Here is an 11,970-nt window from a genome sequence, read left to right on the forward strand (position 1 = left end):
AACTGTTACAACCGTTGATTTTACTAGCTTTTTGATATAGTAAAATAATTAAGTCTGTACAAAAAATGTGCATTTTAACAATTTTTTGAAAAACATTTTAGCAAATTTGCTGAATTTACATTATATAATACTTTTAGCAACAATGATTTATTTTTATTAAGAACAGAAGATATTGTTTTTTGATTACGAATTGAACCAGGAAGAATTTTGAACGAACGATCAATCATCCAAGAAAATAACCCAAGATAATTCTTCGATATTTTAATTGATTGTATTTCGCAAATTATATCATCAAAATCTTTTCTAAGTAATAAATAATCCTCATTTTCTGCATCATCGTTTATTTCGTATAATTTCAATGAATATTTTGCTATAATTTCTTCAACTTTTCTACAAGTACGAATATTACTTTTCATTTCATATTTAACAAAAAAATGACACATTGATAAAGTGGTATCTACATTACGAAACTTCATTAAATCCAAATCATATAAGTAATTCATAGGACATTTTAAATCTTTATTTATGTTTTTATCATTAAATCCATGTTTGATTATTTTCCAAAAAGAAGGATAAAGATTTGTCTTAATATCCATGTCGTCTTTTATTCTTTTAATCTCACCAGTTAAGTCAATATCAAATCTTCTTTTTGCATTATCAATAGCAACTTGCGCTAAAACACTCAATATGCATACATAGTCAATGTATTTTTTATCATCAAAATTGCAAGCATATGTTTGAGCAATTTGAGCCAAATTACTTGATTCGCCAATATCCAATTGTGATTTTGCTAAATTGTTGTCAATGCCAGCATAATCATCCATTGATTTACCATATATATTTTTTTCCTTTGGAATATTGTTTTTAATTGTAGGATAATTCTGATAACAGTTTCTTGCATGTTCAACAATATCAGACTGATTTGTTGTATATCCGCTATCAGAATCTTGATCTGCATCTGTTATATCCAAGGCTCTTTATCCTTGGCTCCTCCGATTTTCATCGGAGTGTCGGACTATATCTTTACCCTCATCTGTATGTTAGGGTAATCGGCACTCGTGGGTGGATTATTGCTCACCTGCTCACCACCTAGTCTCTAAACCTTACTATCTACTTTTATGGATTTCGATAGTCTTGGTAATTGATTGGCATATATGTGAATAATTTATAACTCTGTAAAAGAAAAATACATTTTTCTATAAGTTTTTTTATTTTTTATAGACTCAATAATTCCACCTCTGATTGTATTAATATTGCTTGATAAAGATAGTTCATCTTTTACCCATTTACAACATTCACCAATATAATCAAAGTGTTTGATAAAGTTTTTATTTGAGTCATAAACAAAAACTTCTTTTGACCTACCATTCTGAGAACCTTTCCTAGAATAATATTGTTTTCTTAATTCTGGATTATCTTTTATTTTATTATGTAATGTTTTATTTCCATAATTAGGATTATTTATTCCAGTCTGAAATTTTAGTCTGTCAACGAGTTTCTTTCGCCATATTGTATATGTTTCATCATCCATACGTTCTTCTGGTGAAATACCATACATTTTGTTATTTTCTTTTGAATTCAATCTACTTAATCGTGAACGAATTTCATTCTTTTTATCATTAGAATATGTATCCCAAAGATTAACTCCGTACATTGGATTACTTTCACCCATCATATCAATAGAATGTTGTCTTCTCCACTCTTCTGAATGAACCATACCGTAAGAACCATCACCGCCAAATGTATGATTTGTTAAATGACCATTCTCATTTGGGTTATTGTTATATCCAATAATGTCAATTCCATACCCTAAATCAAAAACATAATGATGAATTAACTCTCTTTCTAACTTATAAGCATCGTCTTCTGATAATTTGTCTTTTATGATATTTACTTTCATTCCGACTTTATCAGCTATCCTATCATGATGCTCATTTCTTGAGTAATAATTACATCTGTTACCATGCCCTTTGCCAACATAAAAGCATGTATTGTTATCTAATCTAATGTGCTCATATACATAGTAGTCGTTCATGTTTCACCTCCTATATATATTCTCTTTTATACTTTAAATTATTCACATACTTAGCGTCTCAATTTTCACCGATTGTTTTAAGAACTACATTTCTGTAGAACTGAGCCATTATATTAACCCATTATTTCTATCCTGAAAATCTGTTCCATTCATATTTACTGCAATGCACTGTTTTCCAAGATTAAAATATTTTTCAAGATTTTTATGGTATACATTGTGAAGATATGTAAGATTATTTTTGCTATTGAAAGGACTTCTAAAGAAAGCTAGATATTCGCCACTATTAAATCTTTCAGTGTAACATTGGATTGTATTGTTTTCTGTAAAGAATGTATTATCATTATCCACATCAGATTCGTTTCCAGTAGCGGCATATAAAAGCATTGCATATGGAGATCCAACTATTACTAGATTTTCTGCATTTTGAATGATACGTCCACTTTTCATATTAACACGTATCCTTTAATAATAGCTTTTTTTCTGTCACGAAAGTATGAACTTCTTACAAAATCTGGATTTTGATTACACAAAGCAATTAAAACTTCATAATCATTTGAAAAATTTTTATTCTTTTCAAGATATTTCAGAAACTCAGAATTGTCCTGTTTGAGTTTATTAATATACTCAACACTTTCTTTTACAACATTTGGCATTATTTCTTCATCAAGAGAGTTCACCATTTGATAACTCATTCTCTGAACTTCACCAAGCTTACTTTCATGTGCTGTCTTCACAATGCCAAACATACAACCATTTTCATAAACTCTGTCACACCAATATTCATACGACTTATCAAATTTCAACCATTTCATAGCATTGTCAGTTGTGATCAACTCAATATCCTTGACAAAATGCTCAACTCCAAACATATCTTTTACAATGGCAGAGTAGTAGTTTTCTCCAAAATAATCTCTGAAAAACTGTTGAATATTTGTACTGAACGCTGCCATTTTACAAAAATGATGTCTTAATAGGATATATCCATTCCCCCAAGTTGGGAAAATACTAGAATCAATTAGAGCCTGTCCATCAAACATTGTATTCTTCAATTCATAATTATCAATATGTTTTGCGTAACAATGTTTGTTTTCATCAGTCTCAATACTGACAACTTTAGTAAAAAACGACCTGTCAACATCTTTTAATATTAAAATATTCTTGGGATTAATTTTGACTTTACCAACAATGGCACTTGATATAAGTGGGGCATATGCACTGATTTCGACTGTAGGAGAATTCCTTTTCGGAAGCCGAATACCCATATACAAGAATTTAATTGCTTTTTTATAAAGACGATCACATATAAACATACATGATCCTTTTTTCGCTTTTCCTGTACTTCTATAAAGCATTTTATAATGAATAATTTCTCGTTTTATAATATCATCATTTTTCTTTCTAGTGATATATTCAACATTCACACCATCATTATAAAATAACTTTCTGATTTCTTCCTTGGTATGTTTATGGTAACGATCTTTATTTTTATTTGCTTCTTGAAATAATTGTGAAAGTTTTTTGCGCTTGTTTCTTTTCTTTTGAATTTGGCTTTTGTAACCATATGATTTTGCTAATTTGTATTCAGTTCTAGCATTTTTGGCAACTTTTTGTAAATGTGCAATTTCTTCTTCATATGAACGAGAACCAAAGTTAAATTCTAAACAAATTATATCTCGTGTAGATTCTTCCTTCCATACTTTTAATCCGTTTTCTTTTAGAAAGTCACTAAAAAGGCTATTTGTAAACATTGCATCTTTATACTCATAATGATCTCTGACACCATTGTTATACTCATAAAGAGTGCTTGCTTCAATGTTTTTAATTTTGATTCCAAATTCACTCATGTATATTATATCACCACCTGTTTATTCATTTAAAATTCCTCCTTGCATTCATCATTCATCGGATTATTCTCTTCATAACACACCTGCAAAGATTCACAACCAGCACAATCAACCATATTACTCATCGGACACTCTGATAGTGGAAGAGTTGTTGCCATATTATACAAATCTTCGCTATTATATTTATTCTCCATAATCGTCCTCCGTCATTTCATAAATCCTATAGCCTAGAAAAATAGCCATATCTTCAGTTCTATCAAAACAGTCTACATGGGCAGATTGTCCAACATCATTTCGCACATATTTGTCTCCAATGCAAATTTCTTCGCCACATTCGGCACATATAACATTGCTTTTATATTCTCTATAATTAGGGCATCCTGGAATATGATGAAGTTGTCCGCAATACTCACATGTACAGTTCATAATATTCATTTATTTAATTCCTCTCTAGTAACAATTTCCAAACCTCGATCGAAGCATTTTTGTTCAAGATCATAGCGATCCATATAATATTTGAATGAATCGTGATCATTTAATTTCGATACTTCCTGTAATATATTATTACGGATAGAAGAGGAATCTGAATCAAATTCGACATCTTTATATTTTTCCATGAGATCAAGCAGCTCTACACTATTTTCTTTTAAATATAATGTAGCCATATATTTTTCTGTCTCTTTATTCCATTTAGCAATAGCAATTACTGAATAATTCCTATTATGTAAGTCAATTTTTATACAAACTGTTCCAATATTTTCGTATCTAAGCATTTTTAATACCTCTCTTATATGTATATTGATCATAGACTTTCCCTAACCGACATGCTCGATTGAACCGCATATCTGATTCAATTCTCGCCGCAATATTGTGGGAAGTAGCGTTAGTAGTGTCAAAATCTGATTCGTAGATCAGTCCTCTATATTCTGATGGATCTACATAAATTTTTGGTGTAGTATAATTCATATAATTTTTTGTTTCCTTTCTCTGTTAAATATTTTTTCATTCGCATCGCTCCTTTTATAGTGTTGCGTTAATTTGTGTCATATGTTTATTCTCTGTTTTATTTACGACTTATTACCATTTTTAATTTCTCCAAATGAGTCTACATTATAAATTTCCAACATTTTAGCAATAGCCCATTCAATTTCTTGCTCATATCCTTCTTTATTAAGTACATATATATTTGGTACATTTTGCGGTGGTTTCTTTGAATTAGGTTGAACACTACCAACTTCTTTTTTGATTAGAAGTGGTTCTTTGTCACCAATTGAAGAAGTAAGATATTGAATACATTGATTAATTGTATCCTTTGACATAGAAAGTTCTTTAGACATAGATTCTATACTTCGCCAAAAAGCTTCTGGTTTAGTTTCAGGATTATACATAGATTCTTCATTATCTTTATTTTTAGGACGAATGAAGATATATGAATTGATATAGAGAAAAGCCATTAGTATATTCTCTTTATTGATACTTGATTCACTCATCATAATAAAATCAAGTTGAGAAGATGTGATCTTTGAGAACTTATCAACAACATCAAAATTTTCAGGAATGATTTTAATTTCAATTCCAGTATCATATCCAAGCGTATCAAGATCCTGTTGAACTTCAATCATTTTGTTGTTAATCATATATTCCAGTACATCAAGAATTTCTTGAACAGCTTTCGGTCTACGTTTGTGTGTCTTGTATCCGTAAAAATTTAAAACTTTTCTAAGAGTAATCCAGCTATAGTCTTCGTAAGACCTATATTTATCAATAAGGATATAAGTAATATAGAATTTACGACTAACGCCATATTTAGTTTTAATGTTTCCCTGAATATAGTTATTTGGAAAACGAGTAAAGTATTCTGTTTTCTGTTGCAATAAAAATTCCTCCTTTATATGTGATATTTATTTATTCTCTATTTGACATGAGGCAGAAGATAAATTTACGAGCGTTCAGTAAAGTGGGTCTGAACCCCCACTTGTTTGTTTTATTTTTGAAATTGATAGGGGATAAAACCTACTTTGCCGAACTGAAAGAAGATATATAACATTATTAAAAAGACAGACTATTCGTAATTTATTCACTACGTTCATAAATTACTCTTTATTTTTATTTTTTTTGAATGTTATTAAATGCTTGTTCAAGTTGTATTTTTAATTCATTGAATTTATCTTTACTTTCTTGCGAAGAATTTGTTTCCCACTCAATAAAAGATTTTCTCATTAATTGAATTTCTTCAACTTTATTTATAATATTCATTTACTTGTTCCATCCTTTTAGTATAGTCAAATTAATATTCTATATATTTCATAATATTTATTCTCTTATCATTAATCATTTTCTTTTTGATTAAGATCTATATATTTATCATTAAACTCAGCATTGAATACAGGTAATATGTTATAATATTGTTCATATATTTCTTTACCAGACATATGAGTTAGATATTTTATTCCATTAGGTAACTGCTTATGAATAGTTTTTTCTTCTACAATACTTTTCTCTTTGCTAAATCTATCACCTATTTTTCCACAAATAGAACAGTAGCTACTTAATTCTGTATAAAGATTATTCTTTCCCATAAAAGAAAACTTATATCTTATAATACATTCCTCATATTGATGTTTGTGCTTTGATTTACGGTTGCTCTTTGAGATATTGCTTTCTGTTGATTTGAGATATTTTGGTATTTCGTTTTCTTGTATCATATTTGATTCCTCCTTGATATATTATTCTCTCTTTTGGTATTAGTTTGTGATCAGTTATCTATCCCAAAATTATTTTCTTGCTACGCTGCGAAAATACCGTCCCTTATCAAAGGGACTATTTTTATACTGACGTATACCATTACATTCTTTATATGGAGTTATGGGAACTAAATCGATCATTTTGAGGGTAAATTTTTATTTTTATATCTTTGTTGATAGATTGGTAGGGTAGAAGATAAAATTGATTTTTGTGTCGATTTGATACGAATTAGTCAAGTAATTATGTTTTAAATAAAAATAAGACAGGTGAAGTAAATCATCTGCCTTTAATTTTAATATGTGCGTTACCTACTCATATAGGTAAATATCTGTTCTGGATTTTCTATTTTCTTGATATGCATTGTAATTATAATCCACATGTCATTGATCTTTTTTCATAACTGGTGTTTTATATCCTTGTTTATCACTGGCAGATTAATTATGAGATCATATTGCTATAAGCATTGCTTGGTATTTGTCTGTATTGGTACAAGATAATATTTGGTTGGTTTGTTCATTGTAAATCTTCCTGGTTCAATAATTATTTTTTTGTGTTTCTATTAGGTTATTATCTGTTTGAGAGTGAATTGGACATAGAATAGCAAGTTAGAATATATATATTAAAAATTAAGTTCGGCGATTGATGAGAAATGCGTTGGTGCTGATTTTGAAATTATAGTTAATTTTCTATTGAAATGTAAGCTTGAGCTAGGTATAATTTGTATTTTTATTTTGGTACATTGAGTGATATTCGACTTAATTTATATTATGTTCGTAAATTGCTTAATTTTCTTTGCTGAATTGAGTGTTTGATAACAAGATGGGTTATTTTACATATTATAGAAATGATTAAAATTGATTGATTTGCAAGAGGTTTGTCGAACTCAATATCGAAGTGGGTGATTTTTGGTAGTAGGAATGAGAGAGTGGTAAAAAGGATGGATATACTTGGGATTTTTAAGAGTTTCGTGTGAATGGAACAGATACACGCTTTTCCTCGCTCTGCTCTGACTTTAAAGATGTAAACATACCTACTAGATTTTAATACCGTAAAATCACGGTATTTCCCAGCTATTGCTATGCGAGATACTATTATTCGTAAAAATGATAGAATTTGTCAGTTTGAGATTCAGAAGATTCAGCCTGAGATCGAATTCGTAGAAGTTGATCACTTAGATGATGAATCAAGAGGTGGAATTGGGTCTACTGGAACAAATTAAAGAGGTGAGCATATATAGAACAAACAGTGGAAATTAAGGATAAGATTAATCTTACCATTAAAGAAGCATCGATATACTCTAATATTGGAGAAACTACAATTAGAAAACTACTATCTGCAACGGCATGTCCTTTCTTATTAAAAGTGGGTAATAAACAGTTAATTAAAAGAAATGAATTCGAGAAATATTTAAATAGTAAGCATTTTATATGAGATTGATATAACAATAAGAATCTTTGTGTGGTATAATACATACACGCAGAGATTCTTTGCCTTATATAAAGGAGGAATTACGATTGGGCAAAGATCTAAAAGGAAAAGAATTAGGGCAAGGTATCGTCCAAAAAAAGAGTGGTAGATATGAAGCAAGATATGTTGATCGTTTTGGCAAAAGAATATCGATTTCAGGCAAAGATTTAAAAGATGTCAAAAAGCGATACAATGAAGCATTGTATGAAAATGATAAACAAATCAACATCAGAGAGAATATCACACTCGATGAGTGGTATAAAGAATGGATGGATGTTTATAAGTTTGATGTTATACGAGAAAATACAAAAAAATATTACAACACAGTATACAAAAAGCATATATCACCTTATCTTGGTATGTTCCATTTAACAGATATTACTCAATATCAAATTAAAAAGAGACTCAAAGAGTTAAAAGAGAATGGGTACAAATTTGAAACTTGTAATAAAGTAAAAATCTTACTGGTTGATATTTTTAATAAAGCTCTTATAAACGAATATGTGCGAAGAAATCCAGCGAAAGGAATCACTTTAAAAAGAGACGAGAAAAAAGATATTAGAGTATTAACCAGAGAAGAACAGGTAACTTTCTTTGATTGCTGTAAAGGCACATTTTATGATAATCTATTTGTGACTGCGGTATCAACAGGAATGCGAATTGGAGAACTTGCAGCGTTAAAATGGGAAGATATTGATTGGAATAACATGGTTATTAATGTCAGAAAAACGCTTGTATACCAACAATACGAAGGTGATGCCAAAAAGGATTTTCATTTTGAAAACCCTAAGACAGATACAAGCACAAGAAAGATACCAATTAATAGACAATGTGAATTAGCCTTAAAGAAGCAGTTCATGCAAAAAAGAGCTGTAGCATCCAAACAGCCAATCACAAAAAATGTCAGGGAAGATTGTGCAGATTTGTTATTCACAACAAGATTTAATACACCTTTAAATTCTCAAATTGTATGTGATGCAATCAACAAAATCATTGAAGAGATCAATCTAACAAAAGACTATTTAGATGAAATGGAATCATTTTCTGCTCATTGTTTTCGCCACACATTTGCCACACGTTGCTTTGAAGCTGGTATTACACCAAAGACAGTACAAAAATATCTGGGACATGCTACATTACAAATGACAATGGATCTCTATACATCTGTTATGCCACAGCATATGGAGACAGAGATGAATAAATTTGCAGATGTACTTGACACCATCTCTCAATTGGGTGATAATCTTGTCGAAAAACAATACAAAAATACCATCCATAATGCTAAAATAACTGTTTTTCGTGGAGACTCAATGGTGGTATAACTGGTGTTAGTGGAGACAAATATTCAAAGAATGGCTTAAAATAAGCATTTGTGAAGTACCAATTTTAACAACAAGAATATCTTATTACGTATACCAGATAACCCCGTATTTATGGACAGAAAAGGCGGATAAAAAGAAAAATGAAACAGCAGAATAAACGATTAATACTTCTATGTATAGCAGCTTTGTTGATATTGTTTATGGGAGCCGGGAAAAATACCGGAAATGTGCAGGCTGCGGAATCAGTAAAGAAACAGGAATTATCACAGGACGAGAACACACATACATTTTCAAATGCCAGTGACGGTTCCTTCCAATATGATTATGCAGTAAAGTCAGATTACTATAAAGGTATGGGTGTAGATGAGAGCACCGGACTGAAATATGCACTTGTAAGCTATGATGAGAAGCTGTGGGCGGTTGTAGTAACTAAGAAAAGTGAGTTTAATGGTTCCTATGATACCAGCTCTTATACAGGCAAGATGTCATTGAAATTTAAGCCGGCAACGACAAAGACCGTGCTTCGGTTTTCAAAAAATAAAACCGGAAACACAGCTCTTGAAAAATGCTTTTACTATAGTGACGATTATTCCATTCTGACAACCGGTTTTTCAAAGGATATATATTACATTGACGGAACACCGGTAAAAGGAATCAAGAAGGTAGCAGGAACGTATTATTTCTTCCGGAAAGGAAAGCGGGTGGATGAAACCGGCTGGTATCCATATGGAAGATCACAGGTATATGTAAAGGATGGAAAGGCAATATTCCGCTTTTCAGGAGATGCCTGTTATTCATTTACAAATGGCAAGAAACAGCGTGTAACGGATCGTTACATCAGCGTTAAAGGCACAGTGTACTGGTTTGATGCAGCGGGTGCACTGGCACAGGGAATGAAACAGGCCGGCGGAGAATATTATTATTTGCGGGATGGTGTAAGCCGTCGGAACTATTATAAAAAGGTTGATCGTTATGGCTATTATTTTGGCGAAGATGGCAAAGCAGTAAGAGATACATGGGTAAATGTAAAAAATGCCATGATGTATTTTAATGCAAATGCACGTAATACAAAGACCTATTATCTGGATGGATATAAGGACAGCGAGCGGATCGGAATGTATAAGATCTACAGTAAAAACAAATGGAATTTTGTAACAGATGGCATTTATAAGATCGATGGCTCATTTGTATATTTTAAAAATGGAAGACATTATACATCAACCAGATGGTACAGCTCAAATGATACGACCATGTATTATATCCGAAAGGGAGAAGTGCTCTATAAACGAAAACAGTCCGGAAACGGATATGTGCTGTATCAGGCAAATGGAGTCAGATGGAAGAAAGTTTCCAGTATGTGGGCGCCATATAATAAAGGAAAAACCTTTTACTATGATAAAAATGGAACAAGTCTGTACCGGTATTTTAATGCCAGCTATTCAAAGAGCAAATACAGGAACACAGTATGGATCTATGATGCAGGAAGTTCCGGATGGCAGCAGGTAACAGATAAATTATTAAATATTCATTCGGATTATTATTATATACCGGAAGATGGCGTGATAAAGGCAGAAGAGGGCTGGCAGACCATTGACAAAAAAACTGCAGTCTATACGGATGCTTCCGGAAAAGTATCAAAATACATATATTATGACAAGACCGGAAAATATTCCATATACAGAGAAGGACAGAAGCTGGATCAGATCGTTCCGGGGATTGTTACTGTCCAGATCAATGGCAAGACGGTATATTACCTGATGAATGAACAGGGACAAAGTGTATCTGGAAGTCAGTCCGTGGATGGATATCTATATGACTTTGATAAATATGGACGTGCATATAGCAGACGACTGGAAGGTTCTGTTTACTGGGATACGGATGCATGGATGAAGCGCGTGATCCTGGCATATCTGGGTAAGACAAATATATATTGCAATGTATTTGTCGATCAGGCATTTGCACTTGCTGGTGGAGATGATCCATCGCAGAAACTTGCGGTTCAGTATACAAGTCCGGAAAAAGGCGGTATCCTGTTAGATCGGATGTATACCGGAACGGAATGGGGCGGTGCCGGAACTGTGACCGGAAAAGTTGTTCTGTCAGATGGGAAAAGCTGGATGAAACAGGATTCGATTCAGTTGAATTCAGATATTGTAGATTTCTCATATGATGCATTAACTCCGGGAGACGTGATCGTATATTATAAAAACGGAGAGACAGAGGCAAGCCATGTTTCCCTGTTTCTTGGTAAGTTTAAAAATGCGGCAGCGGTTAAGAAATATCTGATCCGGATGGGTGTTTCCAAACAGTTGGCGGAAGCCTGTGTCAAGGACTGGGGCGCTTATTATGATAATGATGGAACTTACTGGTGTATTCACGGTGGAATGGGAAGCAGTAGTCAGGTCTATATCAGTAACAGTACTTATTGTATTCCGGCATCCGGCAATACATATACATATGGAAGAAAGATCATAAATGTGATCGACTAATAATACAAAAGCATTAGAATGCGGATATTGCATGGTTGTATGTAACTTACAACAGCAAATTGTCCGTA

13 protein-coding genes are annotated in these 11,970 nt (G+C 31.9%); 3 read left to right on the forward strand and 10 right to left on the reverse strand.

Going from position 1 to position 11,970, the window contains the following annotated elements; translation table 11 throughout:
* Positions 1-74 precede the first annotated feature (74 nt).
* From OCV60_RS08130 to OCV60_RS08175, 10 genes are all read right to left on the reverse strand, one after another.
* Positions 75-971: a hypothetical protein gene (locus OCV60_RS08130; RefSeq protein ID WP_262529991.1), complete on the reverse strand. Its 897-nt coding sequence runs from the start codon at positions 969-971 to the stop codon at positions 75-77.
* Positions 972-1,165: 194 nt separating this feature from the next.
* Positions 1,166-2,035 (reverse strand): GIY-YIG nuclease family protein, encoded by an 870-nt coding sequence (locus OCV60_RS08135; RefSeq protein ID WP_262529992.1) that lies wholly within the window; start codon positions 2,033-2,035, stop codon positions 1,166-1,168.
* 108 nt (positions 2,036-2,143) lie between these two features.
* A complete protein-coding gene (locus OCV60_RS08140) occupies positions 2,144-2,482 on the reverse strand; it encodes a hypothetical protein (protein WP_262529993.1) in 339 nt (112 codons plus the stop codon).
* Positions 2,479-3,879: a hypothetical protein gene (locus OCV60_RS08145; RefSeq protein ID WP_262529994.1), complete on the reverse strand. Its 1,401-nt coding sequence runs from the start codon at positions 3,877-3,879 to the stop codon at positions 2,479-2,481. The genes OCV60_RS08140 and OCV60_RS08145 overlap by 4 nt, the downstream gene beginning before the upstream one ends.
* Positions 3,880-3,908: 29 nt before the next feature.
* Entirely contained in the window at positions 3,909-4,073 is a 165-nt protein-coding gene (locus OCV60_RS08150) for a hypothetical protein (protein WP_262529995.1), read from the reverse strand.
* The gene (locus tag OCV60_RS08155) at positions 4,063-4,314 is read right to left on the reverse strand and encodes a hypothetical protein (RefSeq protein WP_262529996.1); all 252 of its coding nucleotides are present in this window, start codon (positions 4,312-4,314) and stop codon (positions 4,063-4,065) included. The genes OCV60_RS08150 and OCV60_RS08155 overlap by 11 nt, the downstream gene beginning before the upstream one ends.
* Positions 4,311-4,652 carry a hypothetical protein gene (locus tag OCV60_RS08160; RefSeq protein ID WP_262529997.1) on the reverse strand — a complete coding sequence of 114 codons (342 nt, stop codon included), beginning with the start codon at positions 4,650-4,652 and terminating at the stop codon, positions 4,311-4,313. The genes OCV60_RS08155 and OCV60_RS08160 overlap by 4 nt, the downstream gene beginning before the upstream one ends.
* A 294-nt stretch (positions 4,653-4,946) precedes the next feature.
* Positions 4,947-5,753, reverse strand: coding sequence for a hypothetical protein (locus OCV60_RS08165; protein WP_262529998.1), 807 nt, complete (start codon positions 5,751-5,753; stop codon positions 4,947-4,949).
* Positions 5,754-5,985: 232 nt separating this feature from the next.
* Positions 5,986-6,135, reverse strand: a complete 150-nt coding sequence (locus OCV60_RS08170) for a hypothetical protein (RefSeq protein WP_262529999.1) — start codon at positions 6,133-6,135, stop codon at positions 5,986-5,988.
* 71 nt (positions 6,136-6,206) lie between these two features.
* Positions 6,207-6,584 (reverse strand): hypothetical protein, encoded by a 378-nt coding sequence (locus OCV60_RS08175; protein WP_262530000.1) that lies wholly within the window; start codon positions 6,582-6,584, stop codon positions 6,207-6,209.
* A gap of 1,285 nt (positions 6,585-7,869) precedes the next feature.
* Here OCV60_RS08175 and OCV60_RS08185 point away from each other — a divergent pair.
* The 3 genes from OCV60_RS08185 (at position 7,870) to OCV60_RS08195 (ending at position 11,902) form a co-directional block, all read left to right on the forward strand.
* Complete coding sequence (locus OCV60_RS08185; RefSeq protein WP_226800996.1) at positions 7,870-8,055, forward strand: excisionase; 186 nt, start codon at positions 7,870-7,872, stop codon at positions 8,053-8,055.
* Positions 8,056-8,138: 83 nt separating this feature from the next.
* Positions 8,139-9,413 carry a tyrosine-type recombinase/integrase gene (locus tag OCV60_RS08190; protein ID WP_262530001.1) on the forward strand — a complete coding sequence of 425 codons (1,275 nt, stop codon included), beginning with the start codon at positions 8,139-8,141 and terminating at the stop codon, positions 9,411-9,413.
* Between the two features lie 140 nt (positions 9,414-9,553).
* Entirely contained in the window at positions 9,554-11,902 is a 2,349-nt protein-coding gene (locus OCV60_RS08195; RefSeq protein WP_021944429.1) for a hypothetical protein, read from the forward strand.
* Positions 11,903-11,970: the final 68 nt, after the last annotated feature.

Origin of the sequence: Coprococcus ammoniilyticus, assembly GCF_025567345.1 — a bacterium.
GTDB classification, from domain to species: Bacteria; Bacillota; Clostridia; order Lachnospirales; family Lachnospiraceae; genus Coprococcus; species Coprococcus ammoniilyticus.

What these genes read in the sequence shown, in the direction of transcription:
- OCV60_RS08195 (WP_021944429.1), top strand. Translation starts at nt 9,554, where the DNA reads ATGAAACAGCAGAATAAACGATTAATACTTCTATGTATAGCAGCTTTG.
- OCV60_RS08140 (WP_262529993.1), bottom strand. Translation starts at nt 2,482, where the DNA reads ATGAAAAGTGGACGTATCATTCAAAATGCAGAAAATCTAGTAATAGTT.
- OCV60_RS08145 (WP_262529994.1), bottom strand. Translation starts at nt 3,879, where the DNA reads ATGAGTGAATTTGGAATCAAAATTAAAAACATTGAAGCAAGCACTCTT.
- OCV60_RS08155 (WP_262529996.1), bottom strand. Translation starts at nt 4,314, where the DNA reads ATGAATATTATGAACTGTACATGTGAGTATTGCGGACAACTTCATCAT.
- OCV60_RS08175 (WP_262530000.1), bottom strand. Translation starts at nt 6,584, where the DNA reads ATGATACAAGAAAACGAAATACCAAAATATCTCAAATCAACAGAAAGC.
- OCV60_RS08150 (WP_262529995.1), bottom strand. Translation starts at nt 4,073, where the DNA reads ATGGAGAATAAATATAATAGCGAAGATTTGTATAATATGGCAACAACT.
- OCV60_RS08160 (WP_262529997.1), bottom strand. Translation starts at nt 4,652, where the DNA reads ATGCTTAGATACGAAAATATTGGAACAGTTTGTATAAAAATTGACTTA.
- OCV60_RS08135 (WP_262529992.1), bottom strand. Translation starts at nt 2,035, where the DNA reads ATGAACGACTACTATGTATATGAGCACATTAGATTAGATAACAATACA.
- OCV60_RS08170 (WP_262529999.1), bottom strand. Translation starts at nt 6,135, where the DNA reads ATGAATATTATAAATAAAGTTGAAGAAATTCAATTAATGAGAAAATCT.